This is a genomic window from Bacillus cereus group sp. RP37 (genome assembly GCF_040459695.1).
Lineage (GTDB): Bacteria > Bacillota > Bacilli > Bacillales > Bacillaceae_G > Bacillus_A.
Window position 1 is genome coordinate 5,250,742 of sequence record NZ_JARVHP010000001.1, and the last position, 19,536, is coordinate 5,270,277.

The following is a 19,536-nucleotide window of genomic DNA, read 5'->3' on the forward strand; positions in this document are numbered from 1 at the left end:
GACAAACCTTCCCACTTACTCACTGCTTGATAAACCCTTTGTAATGGCGTTTTACCAGTTGGCTTTCTAGCTGCTTCATTGTTTCTAAAGCAACGCCGACAACGATTAACATACTCGTTCCACCAATCTGTGCAGATGGAGGAAGATTTCCCAGTTTCGTAAAGATAACTGGTAAGATTGCAATCGCTGCTAGGAAAATTGATCCTACAAAGGTTAAACGATACAAGATTTTTGTTAGATATTGTTCCGTATTCTTACCCGGACGAATACCTGGAACATATCCACCTTGTTTGTTTAGATTCTCTGACATTTGCTCTGGATTAACCTGAACAAACGCATAGAAATATGTGAAGGCTACAATGAGCGCAACATATATGATCATTCCCACTGGGTGAGAATAGTTAAAGTTTGCAATGATCCACTGCGATACATCATGCTTCGGGAAGAACTGTGCAATAGTTGGAGGCGTAATTAAGAATGAAACAGCAAAAATGACTGGAATAACACCCGCACTATTTACCTTAAGCGGTAAATGTGTGTTTTGTGCTCCAGCATGATTCCCATTCCCTCCTGTTACACGCTTCGCATATTGAATTGGGATCTTTCTAACAGCCTGTTGAATGAAAATAACACCAACAATAACCGCTAGCACAGCTAGTAAGATCAACGCAACTTTAACGATACTCATGAACAATTGATCTCCGATATTTTGAAACTGTTGTTGATACACTTGAGATATAACACTTGGGATCGCTGCGGCAATACCGCCAAAGATAAGGATGGAAATACCATTACCTACACCTTTAGCTGTAATCTGTTCACCTAACCACATTAAAAATGCAGTACCAGCAGTCAGTACCGTAGCAATGTATAAATAAGTGCTCCAACCAGGATTCAAAATTAATTGTCCACCTACCATACCGTTAAAACCGATTGACATACCAAACCCCTGAATAAACGCAAGAACAATTGTAAAGTAACGCGTGAATTGCGTTAGTTTACGACGGCCCATTTCACCTTGCTTCGACCATTCCGAAAATTTAGGAACAACATCCATCTGCAATAATTGCACGATGATGGATGCTGTAATATACGGCATGATTCCCATCGCGAAGATGGAGAAGTTTTTCAAGGCGCCACCGCCAAATGTATTTAGGATACCTAAGGCATTTAATTGATCTTGTGCTTTCAGTACGTCTCCATTTGTAAATGGCACTGGGATAAACGTGCCAATCCTGAATACGATTAACATCGCTAAAGTGAATAATATTTTACGTCTTATCTCAGCAACGCGCATAAAGTTGGAGATTGTACGAAACATTAGATCACCTCAACTGATCCGCCAGCTGCTTCAATTGCTTCTTTAGCACTTGAAGAGAACTTGTGCGCTTTAACAGTTAATTTTTTCTCTACTGCTCCGCTTGCAAGAATTTTAACACCGTCGTTTAACTTGCTGATAACGCCAGTTTCCAGCAATAATTCAGGTGTTACTTCTGTACCATCTTCAAAACGATTTAACGTTGATAAGTTTACAATAGTAAACTCTTTACGGTTAATGTTTGTGAAGCCGCGTTTTGGTAAACGACGGAATAATGGAGTTTGACCACCTTCGAAGCCAAGACGAACACCGCCACCAGAACGTGCGTTTTGTCCTTTATGACCTTTACCAGCAGTTTTACCGTTACCAGAACCGATACCACGACCGACACGGTTACGTACTTTACGAGAACCTTCTGCAGGTTTTAATTCATGAAGTTTCATTCCCAGGCACCTCCTTATATTAATGAGTTATCCTTAAGCTTCTTTTACAGTTATAAGGTGAGAAACTTTGTTGATCATACCAAGAATAGCAGGAGTTTCTTCCTTAACTACAGTTGAATTCAACTTTTTAAGACCTAAAGCTTCTACCGTCGCACGTTGATCTTGTGGACGACCAATTACACTACGAGTGAGGGTAATTTCTAACTTTTTCGCCATTTGTTTTCCCTCCTTAACCTAGTAGCTCTTCTACAGATTTACCGCGTAATTTTGCAACATCTTCAGCGCGCTTAAGTTCGCTTAATCCGTTCACAGTAGCGCGAATCATGTTGATTGGTGTGTTAGAACCAAGAGATTTCGAAAGAATATCTTGTACACCAGCTAATTCAAGTACCGCACGAACAGGTCCACCTGCAATAACACCAGTACCTTCAGCAGCAGGTTTTAAGAATACTTCACCAGCTCCAAAATGACCGTTGATTGTGTGTGGAATTGTTGTACCAACTAATGGTACAGCGATTAAGTTTTTCTTAGCGTCTTCGATAGCTTTGCGGATTGCGTCTGGTACCTCTTGTGCTTTACCAGTACCGAATCCAACATGACCGTTTTTATCGCCAACTACAACTAGTGCAGCAAAGCGGAAACGACGACCACCCTTAACAACTTTCGCGACACGATTTATCGTAACTACACGTTCTTCAAGTTCTAATTTACTTGGGTCAATGCGATGCATCAATTTTCCCTCCTTTGACCATTAAAATTGTAATCCAGCCTCACGAGCAGCTTCAGCTAGAGCTTTAACACGGCCATGGTATAAGTAACCACCGCGATCAAATACTACTTCTTTAACGCCTTTCTCTACAGCACGCTTAGCAACTGATTCTCCTACTTTCGTAGCAGCTTCAGTATTGCTAGTACCGTTAAGAGCAAGGTCTTTATCAAGAGTAGATGCACTTACTAACGTTACACCATTCACATCATCAATAACTTGAGCGTAAATATGTTGATTAGAACGGAACACGTTTAAACGTGGACGTTCTGCAGTACCAGTAAGTTTAGCACGTACACGTGCATGTCTTTTCTTACGAGTCGCATTTTTATCAGCTTTAGTGATCATTCTTGTCACTCCTTTCTCTCACCTAACGGGTTTACTTAGCAGTTTTACCTTCTTTACGACGAACAACTTCGCCTTCGTAACGAATACCTTTACCTTTATATGGCTCAGGAGCACGTACAGCACGGATGTTAGCAGCAAATTCGCCAACACGTTGCTTGTCGATACCTTTGATTACGATTTTAGTTGGTACAGGTACTTCAACTTCAAGACCTGCTTCCGGAGTCATTTCTACTGGATGAGAATAACCTACGCTTAATACAAGTTTATCTCCTTGTTTTTGAGCACGGTAACCAACACCGACTAATTCAAGTCCGCGTGCGAAACCTGTAGTTACACCTTCAACCATGTTTCCGATTAAAGCACGAGTTGTACCGTGTAATGCACGGTGTTCCTTCTGTTCAGATGGACGCTCAACTGTTAGTGTATTTTCTTCAATTTTGATAGACATATCAGCATTGAATTTACGAGTTAATTCACCTTTTGGGCCTTTTACTGTTACAGTATTGTCTTCTGCAATTGTAATAGTAACACCTGCAGGGATTTCAAGAATCTTTTTACCAATACGAGACATGTGGTCACACCTCCGTTCGTTTTAAATATATATTACCAAACGTATGCTACTACTTCTCCACCAGTTTGTAATTGACGAGCGTCTTTGTCTGTCATTACTCCCTTAGATGTAGAAACAAGAGCGATACCTAATCCGTTAAGTACACGTGGTACTTCATCAGCTTTAGCGTAAACGCGTAAGCCAGGTTTACTGATACGTTTTAATCCAGTGATTACACGTTCATTGTTTGCACCGTATTTCAGGAAAATACGAAGGATACCTTGTTTGTTATCCTCGATGTATTCTACATCACGAATGAAACCTTCACGTTTTAAAAGTTCAGCGATCTCTTTTTTGATTTTAGAAGCAGGAACCTCTAATTTCTCATGACGTACCATGTTCGCATTACGGATGCGAGTAAGCATGTCTGCAATTGGATCTGTCATCACCATGTGTTTTACCTCCTTCCCATTTGTGGGTTTTACCAACTAGCTTTTTTAACACCAGGAATTTGACCTTTATATGCAAGTTCACGGAAACAAATACGGCAAAGCTTAAATTTGCGGTATACAGAATGCGGACGACCGCAGCGTTCGCAACGTGTATACTCTTGTACTTTAAACTTAGGAGTACGCTTTTGTTTCGCTATCATAGATTTTTTAGCCACGTTTTCGCCTCCTCTACTTAGCGTTGGTTTCCATTATTTTTGGAATGGCATACCGAATTGTGTTAAAAGTTCACGAGCTTCTTCATCAGTTTTCGCTGTAGTAACGATTACGATGTCCATACCGCGGACTTTGCTTACTTTATCATAATCGATCTCAGGGAAGATAAGTTGCTCTTTAACACCTAATGTGTAGTTCCCACGACCATCAAATGATTTCTTAGAAACACCACGGAAATCACGTACACGTGGTAAAGAAACCGATACTAATTTGTCGAAAAACTCATACATCTGCTCGCCGCGTAAAGTTACTTTCGCACCGATTGGCATACCTTCACGAAGACGGAAACCAGCGATTGATTTTTTAGCACGAGTTACAACAGGTTTTTGACCTGCGATTTGTGTTAATTCTTCTACTGCATTGTCTAAAGCTTTTGAGTTAGATACCGCGTCACCAACACCAGTGTTGATTACGATCTTTTCGATTTTCGGTACTTCCATCACAGATTTATAGTTAAACTTGCTCACTAGAGCAGGAGTAATTTCCTTTTGGAACTTCTCTTTAAGGCGATTCAATGAAGTGACCTCCTTTCTTAAGAAAATTATTTATCTAATAATTCACCAGATTTTTTTGCAATACGAACTTTTTTACCATCTTCTACTTTGAAGCCTACGCGAGTAGGTTCACCTGTTTTCGGATCTAAAACCATAACGTTAGAAACGTGAATAGGTGCTTCTTTAGTAATAATTCCACCTTGTGGATTTAATTGAGATGGCTTAGAGTGTTTTTTAACGATGTTAACACCCTCAACGATAACACGGTTTTGCTTTGGGAAAGCCACAAGGATAACGCCTTGTTTTCCTTTGTCTTTTCCAGTGATTACCTGTACTTTATCACCTTTTTTTACATGCATCTTAATTCTGCACCTCCTTAGCAAGGCAATACCTTAAATTATAGAACTTCTGGAGCTAAAGAAACGATCTTCATGAAGTTGCTATCACGTAATTCACGAGCTACTGGTCCGAAGATACGAGTACCACGTGGGCTCTTATCGTCTTTAATGATAACCGCTGCGTTTTCATCAAATTTGATGTAAGAACCGTCCGGACGACGAGCTCCGCTCTTCGTACGTACTACTACTGCTTTAACAACGTCACCTTTTTTAACAACGCCACCTGGTGTTGCTTGTTTTACCGTAGCAACGATAATATCACCAATGTTAGCATATTTACGACCAGAGCCGCCTAATACTTTAATTGTTAAAAGTTCACGTGCACCAGAGTTGTCAGCAACTTTCAAACGAGATTCTTGTTGGATCATGTTATGAAACCTCCCTTCGGACTAAAAATTCCGATTCGTCTATTTAGATAATAACCGCTTCTTCAACGATTTCAACTAAACGGAAACGCTTAGTAGCAGAAAGCGGGCGAGTTTCCATGATTTTAACGATATCGCCAAGTTTCGCTTGGTTTTGCTCATCATGGGCTTTGTACTTCTTAGAATACTTAACACGTTTTCCGTACAAGGAATGAGTTTTGTAAGTTTCAACTAAAACTGTAATCGTTTTGTCCATTTTGTCAGACACAACACGACCAGTATAAACTTTGCGTTGGTTACGTTCGCTCACTATGCAAACCTCCCCTCAATTTATCGATTAATTCCGATCTCTCTTTCACGAACTACAGTTTTCATACGAGCGATTGCTTTACGCACTTCACGAATGCGAGTTGGATTCTCTAATTGTCCTGTAGCAAGTTGGAAGCGAAGATTGAACAATTCTTCCTTTAAAGCTTTAACTTTTGTTTCGATTTCGGCAGTGGTTAATTCACGAATATCATTAGTTTTCATTAGATTCACCACCATTTTCTTCACGTTTTACGAATTTACATTTCACAGGTAACTTGTGAGCTGCAAGACGTAATGCTTCGCGTGCTACCTCTTCAGATACACCCGCGATTTCGAACATAATTTTCCCAGGTTTTACTACTGCTACCCAGCCTTCTGGTGCCCCTTTACCGGAACCCATACGTACTTCTAGAGGTTTTGCAGTGTAAGGCTTAGAAGGGAAAATTTTAATCCATACTTTACCGCCACGTTTCATGTAACGAGTCATTGCACGACGAGCAGCTTCGATTTGACGGTTTGTAATCCATGAAGCAGCTTGTGCTTGTAAACCGAATTCACCGAAAGCAATTTCAGTTCCACCTTTTGCACGACCACGCATTTTACCACGATGCTCTCTACGATATTTTACGCGTTTTGGCATTAACATATTATTTTCCTCCTTCCTCAGAAGCTTTCTTTTTTGTAGGAAGGACTTCTCCACGGTAGATCCATACTTTTACGCCTAATTTACCGTATGTTGTATCAGCTTCAACTGCTGCATAGTCAATATCAGCGCGAAGTGTATGAAGTGGAACAGTTCCTTCACTGTAAGATTCTGCACGAGCGATATCAGCTCCGCCAAGACGACCAGAAACCTGTGTTTTAATACCTTTAGCACCTGCACGCATAGCACGTTGAATAACTTGCTTTTGTGCACGACGGAATGATACACGGTTTTCTAATTGACGAGCAATGTTTTCGCCTACTAATTTAGCGTTAAGATCAGCTCTCTTAACTTCTAAAATATTGATGTGTACACGCTTGCCTGTTAATTGGTTAAGAGCTTTACGAAGTGCTTCAACTTCAGTACCACCTTTACCAATTACCATACCAGGTTTTGCAGTGTGAATTGTAACATTTACACGATTTGCTGCACGTTCGATTTCTACTTTAGCAACAGCAGAATCTTTTAAGCGTACAGTAATGTACTCACGGATTTTGATGTCTTCATGTAATAATGTAGCGTAATCTTTCTCTGCGAACCAACGAGATTCCCAATCACGGATAACGCCGACACGAAGACCAATTGGATTAACCTTTTGACCCATCGATTATCCCTCCTTCTTTTCTGATACCACAACTGTAATGTGGCTTGTGCGTTTGTTAATTTGGCTTGCACGACCCATTGCACGTGGACGGAAACGTTTCAACGTTGGACCTTCGTCAACGAAAACTTTTTCAACAACTAGGTTGTTAATATCCATCTCATAATTGTGCTCTGCATTTGCGATTGCAGATTTTAAAACTTTCTCTACAACTGGAGAAGCAGTTTTTGGTGTGTGGTTAAGGATAGCAATCGCTTCACCCACTTGCTTACCTCGGATTAAGTCTACTACTAAACGAACTTTACGAGGAGCAATACGAACTGTTCTCGCTACTGCTTTAGCTTGCATTGAAGTGCCTCCTCTCATTATCTTCTAGTTTTCTTATCGTCAGCAAGGTGACCTTTATACGTACGAGTTGGTGCGAATTCACCTAACTTATGGCCAACCATATCCTCAGTGATGTACACAGGTACGTGTTTACGACCATCATATACAGCGATTGTGTGTCCGATGAACTGAGGGAAGATTGTTGAACGGCGAGACCAAGTTTTAACAACTTGTTTTTGCTCAGATGCAACTAATTTTTCCATTTTGCTCATTAAGTGATCATCGACAAATGGTCCTTTTTTTAAGCTACGAGCCATTTTGGTGCCTCCCTTCGTGATTGGCGTACGGTTCTGGAAATGAACCGTACTACAATCCCATTATTTTTTACGACGACGAACGATGAATTTGTCAGACGCTTTGTTTTTCTTACGAGTCTTGAATCCAAGAGTTGGTTTACCCCATGGAGACATTGGAGACTTACGTCCGATTGGAGAACGTCCTTCACCACCACCGTGTGGGTGATCAACCGGGTTCATTACAGAACCACGAACTGTTGGGCGTTTACCTAACCAGCGAGAGCGACCTGCTTTACCGATTTTGATAAGTTCGTGTTGTTCGTTACCAACTTGACCGATTGAAGCGCGACAAGCAGATAATACAAGACGTACTTCACCAGAAGTTAAACGTACAAGTACGTATTTTCCTTCTTTACCAAGTACTTGAGCAGATGTACCAGCAGAACGAACTAATTGTCCGCCACGACCAGGCTTAAGCTCGATGTTATGAACAACAGTACCTACTGGAATGTTGATTAATGGTAATGCGTTACCGATTTTAATGTCAGCTTCAGGGCCAGACATAACTTCCATACCTACTTCTAAAGTTTTAGGAGCAAGAATGTAACGTTTTTCACCGTCAACGTAGTTAATTAATGCGATATTCGCAGAGCGGTTTGGATCGTATTCGATCGTAGCAACGCGTCCTGGAATTCCATCTTTGTTACGCTTAAAGTCGATGATACGGTATTGACGCTTATGTCCGCCACCTTGATGACGTACAGTAATTTTACCTTGGTTATTACGACCAGCCTTCTTGCTTAAAGGAGCAAGTAATGACTTTTCGGGTCTGTCAGTCGTGATTTCAGCGAAATCATTCGTAGTCATGTTACGACGACCGTTAGTAGTTGGATTATACTTTTTAATTCCCATCTCAATTTCCCTCCTTCTTTAGTAAGAATTAAACGCCTTGGAAGATTTCGATTTCTTTGCTGTCAGCAGTTAGCTTAACGATTGCTTTACGACGACGGCTAGTAAAACCAGCGTGACGACCAACGCGTTTTGCTTTCGGCTTGTAGTTCATGATGTTCACTTTTTCTACTTTAACACCAAAGATCGCTTCAAGAGCATCTTTAACTTCTGTTTTATTAGATTTAACGTCCACATCGAACGTGTATTTTTTTTCAGCCATCATTTCCATAGAACGTTCAGTGATAACTGGGCGCTTAATGATATCACGAGGATCTCTCATTATGCAAGCACCTCCTCTACTTTTTCCACTGCCGCTTTTGTCATGATTAGCTTATCATGATGAAGCACGTCTAAAACGTTTACGCCATCAGCAGTGATTACTGTTACTCCAGGGATATTGCGAGCAGATAACTCTACAGATTCGTTTGCATCAGCAGTTACGATAAGAGCTTTCTTCTCAACAGTTAATCCTTTAAGTACTGCTAGCATGTCTTTTGTTTTTGGTGCATTTAACACTAGGTCTTCAAGAACTACAATGTTGTTCTCAACTACTTTAGTAGCTAATGCAGATTTGATTGCTAAACGACGAACTTTCTTAGGAAGTTTGTACGCATAGCTTCTTGGTGTAGGTCCGAATACCGTACCACCACCACGCCATTGAGGAGAGCGGATAGACCCTTGACGAGCACGTCCAGTTCCTTTTTGACGCCATGGTTTACGACCACCACCACGAACTTCAGAACGAGTTTTTACTTTGTGTGTACCTTGACGTAAAGATGCACGTTGCATCATTACAGCTTCGAAAAGTACAGCTTCATTTGGTTCGATACCGAAAATAGCTTCAGCTAATTCGATTTCACCAACCTGTGAACCAGTTTGGTTATATACAGTAACTTTTGGCATTGGAATTCCTCCTTCCTATTGTGAATTATTTGCTAACCTTCACAGCGCCTTGAACAACTACAAGAGATTTCTTAGCACCTGGAACGTTACCTTTTACTAGTAATAAGTTGCGCTCAGTGTCAACTTGAACGATTTCTAAGTTTTGGATAGTAACTTGGTCTCCACCCATACGTCCAGCAAGTTTTTTACCTTTGAATACACGGTTTGGAGCAACTGGCCCCATTGAACCTGGACGACGGTGATAGCGAGAACCATGAGACATAGGTCCGCGAGATTGTCCGTGGCGTTTGATAACACCTTGGAAACCTTTACCTTTAGAAATTCCTGTTACGTCAACGATTTCACCTGCAGCGAAAACTTCAACTTTTACCTCTTGACCAACCTCTAATCCGTCCACGTCTGCATCGCGGATTTCGCGAATGAAGCGCTTAGGAGTTGTAGATGCTTTAGCAGTGTGGCCTTGTTCAGGTTTGTTAGTTAACTTTTCACGTTTATCTTCGAATCCTAACTGGATTGCATTGTAGCCATCAGTTTCAGTTGTTTTCTTTTGAAGAACAACGTTTGGATTAGCAGCGATTACCGTTACTGGGATTAACTCACCGTTCTCAGCAAATACTTGAGTCATACCGATCTTTCTTCCTAAGATTCCTTTGGTCATGAGTTACACCTCCTACATTTTTAAGTTATATAAATTATAGTTTGATTTCGATATCTACACCAGACGGTAAGTCTAAACGCATTAATGAATCTACTGTTTGTGGAGTAGGACTCACGATATCGATTAAACGTTTGTGTGTGCGCATTTCGAATTGCTCACGAGAATCTTTGTACTTATGAACAGCACGAAGAATTGTGTAAATAGTCTTCTCAGTTGGTAATGGGATCGGACCAGAAACTGTTGCCCCAGAACGCTTAGCTGTTTCTACAATTTTCTCAGCTGATTGATCAAGAATACGGTGATCATAAGCTTTTAAACGGATACGAATTTTTTCTTTTGCCATTATTTTCCCTCCTTCGTTCGCCTATTTCTAAAATAGACCTTCTCCATGGAAATTTCCCCACACCATGCCATGGCAAAGCGGCCGGGTGTGTCAGCAACCTTCCACTTCATCGCAGTCAAAGACCAACATTGTCTATTATACAATGTTATTCGTCTAGATGCAAGCATCTTTTTGTTTGCATCTGCTTTTCTCTACTTTTGCTATTATACATGGCACTTTAAAGAATTTCAAGTTTTCATCTCACAGAATTCATTTTACAGTTTCTGGATTTTAGTTTATTGATTTTGTATTACTATAGAAGAAACTCGTCAAAATATAAAAATATCATTTCATTCATTATATAAATACAAACAAAAAACCCAAGGGAAAATCCCTTGGGTTTTTTTATATCAGTTAAGATTACTCAACGATAGTAGCAACTACACCGTAACCTACTGTACGTCCACCTTCACGAATAGAGAATTTAGTTCCCTCTTCGATAGCGATTGGAGCGATAAGTTCGATAGTCATTTCGATGTTGTCACCAGGCATTACCATTTCAGTACCTTCTGGTAATTGGATGATACCAGTTACGTCAGTTGTACGGAAGTAGAACTGAGGACGGTAGTTAGCGAAGAATGGAGTGTGACGTCCACCTTCTTCTTTAGATAATACGAAAACTTCAGCTTTGAATTTAGCGTGAGCTTTTACAGAGCCAGTTTTAGCAAGAACTTGTCCACGTTGGATATCTTCACGAGCAACCCCACGAAGAAGAGCACCGATGTTGTCTCCAGCTTGAGCTTGGTCAAGAAGCTTACGGAACATTTCTACACCAGTTACAGTTGTAGAAGCATTTTCTTCAGCAAGACCGATGATTTCTACTACGTCACCAACTTTAACGATACCGCGCTCTACACGACCAGTTGCAACTGTACCACGACCTGTGATAGAGAATACATCCTCGATAGGCATTAAGAATGGTTTGTCAGTTTCACGTTCTGGAGTTGGGATGTAAGCATCAACTTCAGTCATTAATTCAATGATTTTTGCTTCCCAATCAGCTTCTCCTTGAAGAGCTTTAAGAGCAGAACCTTTGATTACAGGAATGTCGTCGCCTGGGAATCCGTATTCAGATAATAGGTCGCGAACTTCCATTTCTACTAATTCTAATAGTTCTTCGTCGTCTACCATGTCGCATTTGTTTAAGAATACAACGATGTAAGGAACACCTACTTGACGAGAAAGAAGGATGTGCTCACGTGTTTGAGGCATTGGGCCATCAGCAGCAGATACTACTAAGATACCGCCGTCCATTTGAGCAGCACCAGTGATCATGTTTTTAACATAGTCAGCGTGACCTGGGCAGTCAACGTGTGCATAGTGACGAGTTTCAGTTTCGTACTCAACGTGTGCAGTTGAGATTGTGATTCCGCGCTCTCTTTCTTCTGGAGCAGCGTCGATTTGATCGTATCCGCGTGCTTCAGCACCACCAGCTTTTGCAAGAACTGTAGTGATCGCAGCAGTTAATGTAGTTTTACCATGGTCAACGTGGCCGATTGTACCGATGTTAACATGGGGTTTAGAACGTTCGAATTTAGCTTTAGCCATTCTAAATTCCTCCTTAGTTTATATAGGTTATTTTATATTTAGACTAGAAAGCGAAACTTAAGTCTCACTTTCTAAGCTTACATAAGTAGTTATACTTGAACAATCGATAAAAATCAATTATTCACCTTTATTTTTTTTAATAATTTCTTCAGAAACAGACTTCGGTACTTCTTCATAATGATCAAATGTCATTGAGAATGTTCCGCGTCCTTGAGTGTTAGAGCGTAATGCTGTCGCATAACCGAACATTTCAGAAAGTGGAACCATAGCGCGAACAACTTGAGCGTTACCGCGAGCTTCCATACCTTCTACACGTCCACGACGAGACGTTACGTCGCCCATAATGTCACCCATGTACTCTTCAGGAATTACAACTTCAACTTTCATCATTGGCTCAAGAATTACTGGGCTACATTTAGAAACCGCAGCTTTAAGCGCCATAGATGCAGCGATTTTGAAAGCCATCTCAGATGAATCGACATCATGGTAAGATCCGTCAACTAACGCAGCTTTGATGTCAACTAGTGGATAACCAGCTAGTACACCATTTTTAAGTGAGTCTTCAAGACCCGCTCCAACAGCTGGGATGTATTCACGTGGAACTACACCACCGACGATTTTGTTTTGGAATTCAAAACCTTTACCTTCTTCATTAGGTTCAAACTCAATCCAAACGTGACCGAATTGTCCACGACCACCAGATTGACGAGCGAACTTACCTTCAACTTTCGCAGCAGCGCGGAAAGTCTCACGGTATGCTACCTGAGGAGCACCAACGTTTGCTTCCACTTTGAATTCACGACGCATACGGTCAACGATGATATCAAGGTGAAGTTCACCCATACCAGCGATGATTGTTTGGCCAGTTTCTTGGTCAGTGTGAGCACGGAATGTTGGATCTTCTTCAGAAAGCTTAGATAATGCTGTACCCATTTTATCTTGGTCAGCTTTAGATTTTGGTTCGATAGCTACAGAGATAACTGGCTCTGGGAATTCCATAGACTCAAGGATGACAAGGCTCTTCTCGTCACAAAGAGTATCACCAGTAGTAGTATCTTTTAAACCTACAGCAGCAGCGATGTCACCAGCGTAAACTGTTGAAATCTCTTCACGGCTGTTAGCGTGCATTTGTAGGATACGACCTACACGCTCACGCTTACCTTTAGTTGAGTTTTTCACGTATGATCCAGAGTTTAACACACCAGAATACACACGGAAGAACGTTAACTTACCAACATAAGGGTCAGTCATGATTTTGAATGCTAAAGCTGCGAATGGTTCTTCATCGCTAGACTTACGTTCGATTTCTTCATCTGTATCCGGAAGAGTACCTTTAATAGCAGGTACGTCTAATGGAGATGGTAGGTAGTCGATAACTGCGTCTAACAGAATTTGAACACCTTTATTTTTGAATGCAGAACCACAGATTACTGGGAAGAATTCTACAGAAGTTGTAGCCTTACGGATACCAGCTTTAAGCTCTTCTACAGTGATTTCTTCACCTTCTAGGTACTTCATCATCATTTCTTCATCAAGCTCAGCTACCGCTTCAATAAGTTTTCCACGGTATTCTGCAGCTAATTCTTTGTGCTCTTCAGGAATTTCAACACGCTCGATGTCTGTTCCTAAATCGTTACCGTACATGTAAGCACATTCTTCAACAAGGTCAATGATACCATTGAACTCATCTTCAGCACCGATTGGTAACTGAATTGGGTGTGCGTTTGCTTGTAAACGATCGTGGATTGTTCCTACAGAGTATAAGAAATCTGCACCAATCTTATCCATTTTGTTAACGAATACGATACGAGGTACACCGTAAGTAGTAGCCTGACGCCAAACAGTTTCTGTTTGTGGTTCTACACCAGATTGTGCATCAAGTACTGCTACCGCACCATCAAGTACGCGTAAAGAACGTTCTACTTCTACTGTGAAGTCTACGTGTCCTGGAGTGTCAATGATGTTTACACGGTGACCTTTCCATTGAGCTGTAGTTGCAGCAGAAGTAATTGTGATACCACGCTCTTGCTCTTGCTCCATCCAGTCCATCTGAGATGCACCTTCATGAGTTTCACCGATTTTATGAATACGTCCTGTGTAATACAGAATACGCTCAGTTGCTGTTGTTTTACCAGCATCGATGTGAGCCATGATACCAATATTACGAGTGTTTTCTAAAGAGAACTCTCTTGTCATTTGGTGTCTTGCTCCTTCCATATATGGATTGGATTTTTTTATTTTAAGTAGCAAAAAAGCCACTTTATATTGTTACACATGTCAGTATGTCCAGTACCCTCATTATGTAAAACGAGCGCCCAACGAAAGGGAGAGGCATTCTCCCTCTCCACACTTCCATAAGCGACAAATAAAGCGGTTTATGCTTACATTTATTTTACGTTGAATCCTACCAACGGTAATGAGCAAATGCTTTGTTAGCTTCTGCCATTTTATGAGTGTCTTCACGTTTCTTAACAGATGCACCAGCGTTGTTAGCTGCATCTAAGATTTCGTAAGCTAGACGCTCTTCCATAGTTTTTTCACCACGAAGACGAGCATAGTTTACTAACCAGCGAAGACCTAAAGTTGTACGGCGTTCTGGACGAACCTCAACTGGAACTTGGTAGTTAGCACCACCAACACGACGAGCGCGTACTTCAAGAACAGGCATGATGTTCTTAAGAGCTTGCTCGAATACTTCCATTGGTTCTTTATCTGAACGTTCACGAACGATATCGAAAGCGTTATAAAGAATTGTTTGAGATTTACCTTTTTTACCGTCAACCATCATTTTGTTGATAAGGCGTGTTACTAGCTTAGAATTGTACATTGGATCTGGTAACACGTCACGTTTCGCAACAGGTCCTTTACGAGGCATATTGAGTTCCTCCTTTCATTTCAAAGTTATTATTTTTTAGCAGGTTTTGGTCGCTTAGTACCATATTTAGAACGTCCTTGCATACGTTTGTCAACACCAGCTGTGTCAAGCGCACCACGAACGATGTGGTAACGTACCCCCGGTAAATCCTTTACACGACCACCGCGAATTAATACTACGCTATGCTCTTGTAGGTTATGACCGATACCTGGGATGTAAGCTGTAACCTCGATACCGTTTGTTAAACGTACACGAGCGTATTTACGTAACGCTGAGTTAGGTTTCTTTGGAGTCATTGTACCAACACGAGTACATACACCACGTTTTTGAGGTGCAGAGATATCAGTTGATTTTTTCTTTAAAGAGTTGAACCCTTTGTTTAACGCAGGTGATTTAGATTTCCATACTTTATCAGTACGACCATTTCTCACTAATTGGTTAATAGTAGGCATTTGATTATCCTCCCTTCGCATGTTTGTATGACCACATATCCAGGTGGTTCATTATTAGTTGAAAACAAAGTTTTTGCAAGGGAGAGCAAATGCTCTCTCCTCACAAAAACAGTTTTAACTTATTATTCCTATTGCTGAAGCTCCCACTTGAATCCCCGAAACTTTTCCAAGTTTACGAACTGATTCAACTTTTGTTATGGGTATGTTATGTTGCAATGCAGTACGAATGATAACATGGGTTAACCGCATATCAGCATCTTCCGCAATAACAACTTCTTTAACTATACCATTTTTGATTGCCTCCAATGTGCGTTTATGACCAACGACTACATTTTCAGCATTTGACACTTTTTGATAAGACATATAAATATCCTCCAAAGCATCGTTCAGGAGCAACCTTGCTTATAGTAACATTTTGACTCATACAATGTCAACTAGGATTAACTGTTTTTATACAAAATTTATGACGGAAAATTTTACTGTTCCACATAAACTTCATCGTTTTCTACATTCATGTCACCTTGTGTTGTTTTTACAAGATCCACTTTGCGATAACGATTCATACCTGTTCCAGCAGGAACAAGTTTACCAATAATAACATTTTCTTTCAATCCTAGAAGTTCATCGCGTTTACCCTTAATTGCTGCATCAGTTAAGACACGAGTTGTTTCTTGGAACGACGCTGCAGATAAGAATGAATCAGTTTCAAGTGAAGCTTTTGTAATACCAAGTAGAACAGGTCTAGCCGTTGCTGGTTGTTTACCTTGCAGTAACACCTTCGCATTCGCATCAGTAAACTGATGGATATCTAGTAATGTTCCTGGTAATACATCTGTTTCACCCGCATCACTTACACGAACTTTACGTAACATTTGACGTACCATTACTTCTACGTGTTTGTCACCAATTTCTACCCCTTGCATACGGTATACTTTTTGAACTTCACGTAATAAGTATTCTTGAACCGCCGTAATGTCCGTTACTTTTAGTAATTCTTTCGGATCAATAGAACCCTCTGTTAACTCTTTACCGTGGCTAATTGGCTGTCCTGGAGTTACTTTCAGACGTGCACCGTAAGGAATAGCATACGTACGAGCTTCAACTTCACCCTGTACAACTACTTCTTGGCGATCTTTAACATCGTTGATCGCTGCGATAACACCATCGATTTCACTGATAACTGCCTGACCTTTCGGGTTACGAGCTTCGAAGATCTCTTGGATACGAGGTAAACCTTGAGTGATATCATCTCCGGCAACCCCACCTGTATGGAACGTACGCATCGTTAACTGTGTACCTGGCTCACCGATAGATTGAGCTGCGATAATACCTACCGCTTCTCCTACTTCTACGTCTGTACCAGTAGCTAAGTTACGACCGTAACATTTCTTACATACACCGTGGCGAGTGTTACACGTGAACGCTGAACGAATGTTTACAGTTTCAACACCCGAATTTTCAACAATATGAGCGATATCTTCAGTAATTAATTGATTTTCAGCAACTAATACTTCACCTGTTTCAGGATGTTTTACAGTTTTTCTTGCAAAACGTCCAACAAGACGATCATATAATGACTCAATAACTTCATTACCCTCTTTAATCGCACCAATTAATAAACCACGATCTGTTCCACAATCATCTTCACGAACAATTACATCTTGTGCAACGTCAACAAGACGACGTGTTAAGTAACCAGAATCGGCAGTTTTAAGTGCTGTATCGGCAAGACCTTTACGTGCACCATGCGTAGAGATGAAGTACTCAAGTACTGTTAAACCTTCACGGAAACTTGATTTGATTGGAAGTTCGATGATACGACCAGATGGATTGGCCATCAGACCACGCATACCAGCAAGCTGAGTAAAGTTCGATGCGTTACCACGGGCACCGGAATCACTCATCATGAAGATTGGGTTGCGTTTATTCAAGGATTTCATCAGTTTTCCTTGGATAACATCTTTTGCATTACTCCAAATAGAGATAACGCGATCGTAACGCTCTTCTTCCGTGATTAAACCGCGACGGAATTGTTTAATTACATTATCTACTTTTGCTTGTGCTTCGTGGAGAATTTCATCTTTTTCACCTAATACAAGAATGTCAGATACCCCAACTGTAATACCAGCTTTTGTAGAGTATTTGAATCCTAAGTTTTTCATACGGTCAAGCATGCGAGACGTTTCTGTAATTTTGAAACGTTTAAACACTTCCGCAATGATGTTACCAAGGATTTTCTTGCTGAATGGCGCCACTTCTTCGCGACTAGCAATAATTTCTTTAATGTTTGCACCTTTTTCAACGAAATATTCCGCTGGTGTTTCTTTTTCAAGGTTTGAGTTTGTTGGTTCATTAATATAAGGGAACGACTCTGGTAAGATTTCGTTAAATATTAATTTACCAACTGTTGTTAATAGAAGCTTACCCTTTTGCTCTTCAGTAAACGTTACATTATTTACTGAACTTGCAGCAACTGCCACACGTGTGTGCAGATGTACATATCCATTTTGGTATGCAAGTATTGCTTCGTTTGCATCTTTGAAGACCATACCTTCACCGATTGCACCCTCACGCTCAAGTGTTAAGTAGTAGTTACCTAATACCATATCCTGAGATGGAGTAACAACTGGTTTTCCATCTTTTGGATTCAAGATGTTTTGTGCCGCTAACATAAGAATACGAGCTTCTGCTTGTGCCTCTGATGATAACGGAACGTGAACCGCCATTTGGTCACCGTCAAAGTCCGCGTTGTATGCAGTACATACAAGTGGGTGAAGACGGATTGCGCGACCTTCTACTAATGTAGGTTCAAACGCCTGGATACCAAGACGGTGAAGTGTTGGTGCGCGGTTTAGAAGTACTGGATGTTCTTTAATCACAGATTCTAAAACGTCCCAAACTTCAGGTTGTACACGCTCGATTTTACGTTTCGCACTCTTAATGTTGTGTGCTAATCCTTTTTCAACTAACTCTTTCATTACGAAAGGTTTGAACAGTTCAAGCGCCATTTCTTTCGGTAATCCACATTGATACATCTTTAAGTTCGGTCCTACAACGATTACAGAACGGCCAGAGTAGTCAACACGTTTACCTAATAAGTTTTGACGGAAACGTCCTTGTTTACCTTTAAGCATGTGAGATAGTGATTTTAATGGACGGTTACCTGGTCCAGTTACTGGACGGCCACGACGACCATTATCGATTAATGCGTCTACAGCTTCTTGTAACATACGTTTTTCGTTTTGAACGATGATGCTTGGTGCACCTAAGTCCAATAGACGTTTTAAACGGTTGTTACGGTTAATTACACGACGGTATAAGTCGTTTAAGTCAGAAGTAGCAAAACGTCCACCATCTAACTGTACCATTGGGCGTAGTTCTGGTGGGATTACTGGTAGAACATCTAAGATCATCCAAGATGGCTCATTTCCAGAGTTACGGAATGCTTCTAATACTTCTAGACGTTTAATAGCACGAGTACGGCGTTGTCCTTGTGCTGTTTTTAATTCTTCTTTTAAGAAGTCTACTTCTTTATCTAAATCGATGTCTTGTAATAGCTTTTTAATAGCTTCTGCACCCATAGCAGCTTGGAATGTGCTACCATATCGATCACGATATGCACGGTATTCTTTTTCAGAAAGTAATTGCTTCTTATCAAGTGGTGTATCTCCACTTTCTGTTACAACATAAGAAGCGAAATAAATTACTTCTTCAAGCGCGCGAGGGGACATGTCTAAGACAAGTCCCATGCGGCTCGGGATACCTTTGAAATACCAAATATGAGATACAGGAGCAGCTAATTCGATATGACCCATACGCTCACGACGTACTTTTGCACGCGTTACTTCAACGCCACATCGATCACAAACTACACCTTTATAACGTACACGTTTGTATTTTCCGCAATGACATTCCCAGTCCTTTTGTGGTCCGAAAATACGCTCACAGAACAAGCCGTCTTTTTCAGGCTTTAACGTACGATAGTTAATTGTTTCTGGTTTCTTAACTTCACCGTATGACCAAGAACGAATCTTGTCAGGTGAAGCAAGTCCAATCTTCATATATTCAAAGTTATTTACATCTATCAAGGGGCCTACCTCCCTTTTAGTCTACAGGTTATCCCA

Annotated in this window: 28 protein-coding genes; all 28 read right to left on the bottom strand. The window is 40.8% G+C overall.

The window, feature by feature from the left end; all coding sequences use genetic code 11:
- Positions 1 to 19 precede the first annotated feature (19 nt).
- The 28 genes from secY to rpoC all read right to left on the bottom strand — a co-directional run bounded on the left by secY (position 20) and on the right by rpoC (position 19,500).
- Complete coding sequence (gene secY, locus QCI44_RS27580) at positions 20 to 1,321, bottom strand: preprotein translocase subunit SecY (RefSeq protein WP_000490118.1); 1,302 nt, start codon at positions 1,319 to 1,321, stop codon at positions 20 to 22.
- Positions 1,321 to 1,761, bottom strand: coding sequence for a 50S ribosomal protein L15 (rplO, locus tag QCI44_RS27585; RefSeq protein WP_000766083.1), 441 nt, complete (start codon positions 1,759 to 1,761; stop codon positions 1,321 to 1,323). The genes secY and rplO overlap by 1 nt, the downstream gene beginning before the upstream one ends.
- Before the next feature lie 33 nt (positions 1,762 to 1,794).
- Positions 1,795 to 1,977: a 50S ribosomal protein L30 gene (rpmD, locus tag QCI44_RS27590; protein WP_001085231.1), complete on the bottom strand. Its 183-nt coding sequence runs from the start codon at positions 1,975 to 1,977 to the stop codon at positions 1,795 to 1,797.
- Positions 1,978 to 1,990: 13 nt separating this feature from the next.
- Positions 1,991 to 2,491 (bottom strand): 30S ribosomal protein S5, encoded by a 501-nt coding sequence (gene rpsE, locus QCI44_RS27595; RefSeq protein WP_000554646.1) that lies wholly within the window; start codon positions 2,489 to 2,491, stop codon positions 1,991 to 1,993.
- Between the two features lie 21 nt (positions 2,492 to 2,512).
- Entirely contained in the window at positions 2,513 to 2,875 is a 363-nt protein-coding gene (gene rplR / locus QCI44_RS27600; protein WP_000628818.1) for a 50S ribosomal protein L18, read from the bottom strand.
- 31 nt (positions 2,876 to 2,906) lie between these two features.
- Positions 2,907 to 3,446: a 50S ribosomal protein L6 gene (rplF, locus tag QCI44_RS27605; RefSeq protein ID WP_000086553.1), complete on the bottom strand. Its 540-nt coding sequence runs from the start codon at positions 3,444 to 3,446 to the stop codon at positions 2,907 to 2,909.
- 32 nt (positions 3,447 to 3,478) lie between these two features.
- The gene (gene rpsH / locus QCI44_RS27610; protein WP_000245511.1) at positions 3,479 to 3,877 is read right to left on the bottom strand and encodes a 30S ribosomal protein S8; all 399 of its coding nucleotides are present in this window, start codon (positions 3,875 to 3,877) and stop codon (positions 3,479 to 3,481) included.
- Between the two features lie 29 nt (positions 3,878 to 3,906).
- Positions 3,907 to 4,092: a 30S ribosomal protein S14 gene (rpsN, locus tag QCI44_RS27615; protein ID WP_001085700.1), complete on the bottom strand. Its 186-nt coding sequence runs from the start codon at positions 4,090 to 4,092 to the stop codon at positions 3,907 to 3,909.
- Between the two features lie 33 nt (positions 4,093 to 4,125).
- A complete protein-coding gene (gene rplE, locus QCI44_RS27620) occupies positions 4,126 to 4,665 on the bottom strand; it encodes a 50S ribosomal protein L5 (protein ID WP_001080829.1) in 540 nt (179 codons plus the stop codon).
- Positions 4,666 to 4,691: 26 nt separating this feature from the next.
- Positions 4,692 to 5,003, bottom strand: a complete 312-nt coding sequence (gene rplX, locus QCI44_RS27625; RefSeq protein ID WP_000558201.1) for a 50S ribosomal protein L24 — start codon at positions 5,001 to 5,003, stop codon at positions 4,692 to 4,694.
- Between the two features lie 38 nt (positions 5,004 to 5,041).
- The gene (rplN, locus tag QCI44_RS27630; protein ID WP_000615912.1) at positions 5,042 to 5,410 is read right to left on the bottom strand and encodes a 50S ribosomal protein L14; all 369 of its coding nucleotides are present in this window, start codon (positions 5,408 to 5,410) and stop codon (positions 5,042 to 5,044) included.
- Positions 5,411 to 5,453: 43 nt separating this feature from the next.
- Complete coding sequence (gene rpsQ / locus QCI44_RS27635) at positions 5,454 to 5,717, bottom strand: 30S ribosomal protein S17 (protein ID WP_000004106.1); 264 nt, start codon at positions 5,715 to 5,717, stop codon at positions 5,454 to 5,456.
- Positions 5,718 to 5,737: 20 nt separating this feature from the next.
- Positions 5,738 to 5,938, bottom strand: coding sequence for a 50S ribosomal protein L29 (gene rpmC, locus QCI44_RS27640; RefSeq protein ID WP_000855718.1), 201 nt, complete (start codon positions 5,936 to 5,938; stop codon positions 5,738 to 5,740).
- Positions 5,928 to 6,362 carry a 50S ribosomal protein L16 gene (gene rplP / locus QCI44_RS27645; protein ID WP_000928969.1) on the bottom strand — a complete coding sequence of 145 codons (435 nt, stop codon included), beginning with the start codon at positions 6,360 to 6,362 and terminating at the stop codon, positions 5,928 to 5,930. The genes rpmC and rplP overlap by 11 nt, the downstream gene beginning before the upstream one ends.
- 1 nt (position 6,363) lies before the next feature.
- Complete coding sequence (rpsC, locus tag QCI44_RS27650; protein WP_000529958.1) at positions 6,364 to 7,023, bottom strand: 30S ribosomal protein S3; 660 nt, start codon at positions 7,021 to 7,023, stop codon at positions 6,364 to 6,366.
- Positions 7,024 to 7,026: 3 nt separating this feature from the next.
- On the bottom strand, positions 7,027 to 7,368 hold the full coding sequence (gene rplV / locus QCI44_RS27655) for a 50S ribosomal protein L22 (protein ID WP_001148024.1): 342 nt from the start codon (positions 7,366 to 7,368) through the stop codon (positions 7,027 to 7,029).
- 17 nt (positions 7,369 to 7,385) lie between these two features.
- Positions 7,386 to 7,664 carry a 30S ribosomal protein S19 gene (rpsS, locus tag QCI44_RS27660; protein ID WP_000124454.1) on the bottom strand — a complete coding sequence of 93 codons (279 nt, stop codon included), beginning with the start codon at positions 7,662 to 7,664 and terminating at the stop codon, positions 7,386 to 7,388.
- Between the two features lie 60 nt (positions 7,665 to 7,724).
- On the bottom strand, positions 7,725 to 8,555 hold the full coding sequence (rplB, locus tag QCI44_RS27665) for a 50S ribosomal protein L2 (RefSeq protein WP_000511584.1): 831 nt from the start codon (positions 8,553 to 8,555) through the stop codon (positions 7,725 to 7,727).
- 28 nt (positions 8,556 to 8,583) lie between these two features.
- Positions 8,584 to 8,874 carry a 50S ribosomal protein L23 gene (rplW, locus tag QCI44_RS27670; RefSeq protein ID WP_001205558.1) on the bottom strand — a complete coding sequence of 97 codons (291 nt, stop codon included), beginning with the start codon at positions 8,872 to 8,874 and terminating at the stop codon, positions 8,584 to 8,586.
- Positions 8,874 to 9,497 (bottom strand): 50S ribosomal protein L4, encoded by a 624-nt coding sequence (rplD, locus tag QCI44_RS27675; protein ID WP_001127258.1) that lies wholly within the window; start codon positions 9,495 to 9,497, stop codon positions 8,874 to 8,876. Before rplD ends, rplW begins: the two co-directional genes overlap by 1 nt.
- A 25-nt stretch (positions 9,498 to 9,522) precedes the next feature.
- A complete protein-coding gene (gene rplC, locus QCI44_RS27680; RefSeq protein WP_000160209.1) occupies positions 9,523 to 10,155 on the bottom strand; it encodes a 50S ribosomal protein L3 in 633 nt (210 codons plus the stop codon).
- A gap of 34 nt (positions 10,156 to 10,189) precedes the next feature.
- The gene (gene rpsJ, locus QCI44_RS27685; protein WP_001040595.1) at positions 10,190 to 10,498 is read right to left on the bottom strand and encodes a 30S ribosomal protein S10; all 309 of its coding nucleotides are present in this window, start codon (positions 10,496 to 10,498) and stop codon (positions 10,190 to 10,192) included.
- Between the two features lie 399 nt (positions 10,499 to 10,897).
- A complete protein-coding gene (gene tuf / locus QCI44_RS27690; RefSeq protein ID WP_001029617.1) occupies positions 10,898 to 12,085 on the bottom strand; it encodes an elongation factor Tu in 1,188 nt (395 codons plus the stop codon).
- A 117-nt stretch (positions 12,086 to 12,202) separates the two neighbouring features.
- The gene (fusA, locus tag QCI44_RS27695; protein WP_000196381.1) at positions 12,203 to 14,281 is read right to left on the bottom strand and encodes an elongation factor G; all 2,079 of its coding nucleotides are present in this window, start codon (positions 14,279 to 14,281) and stop codon (positions 12,203 to 12,205) included.
- A 208-nt stretch (positions 14,282 to 14,489) separates the two neighbouring features.
- The gene (gene rpsG, locus QCI44_RS27700) at positions 14,490 to 14,960 is read right to left on the bottom strand and encodes a 30S ribosomal protein S7 (protein ID WP_001137492.1); all 471 of its coding nucleotides are present in this window, start codon (positions 14,958 to 14,960) and stop codon (positions 14,490 to 14,492) included.
- 29 nt (positions 14,961 to 14,989) lie between these two features.
- Positions 14,990 to 15,412, bottom strand: coding sequence for a 30S ribosomal protein S12 (gene rpsL, locus QCI44_RS27705; RefSeq protein ID WP_001142341.1), 423 nt, complete (start codon positions 15,410 to 15,412; stop codon positions 14,990 to 14,992).
- Between the two features lie 114 nt (positions 15,413 to 15,526).
- Positions 15,527 to 15,775 carry a 50S ribosomal protein L7ae-like protein gene (locus QCI44_RS27710; RefSeq protein WP_016089671.1) on the bottom strand — a complete coding sequence of 83 codons (249 nt, stop codon included), beginning with the start codon at positions 15,773 to 15,775 and terminating at the stop codon, positions 15,527 to 15,529.
- A 113-nt stretch (positions 15,776 to 15,888) separates the two neighbouring features.
- Positions 15,889 to 19,500 (bottom strand): DNA-directed RNA polymerase subunit beta', encoded by a 3,612-nt coding sequence (rpoC, locus tag QCI44_RS27715; protein ID WP_016089672.1) that lies wholly within the window; start codon positions 19,498 to 19,500, stop codon positions 15,889 to 15,891.
- Between the last annotated feature and the right edge of the window lie 36 nt (positions 19,501 to 19,536).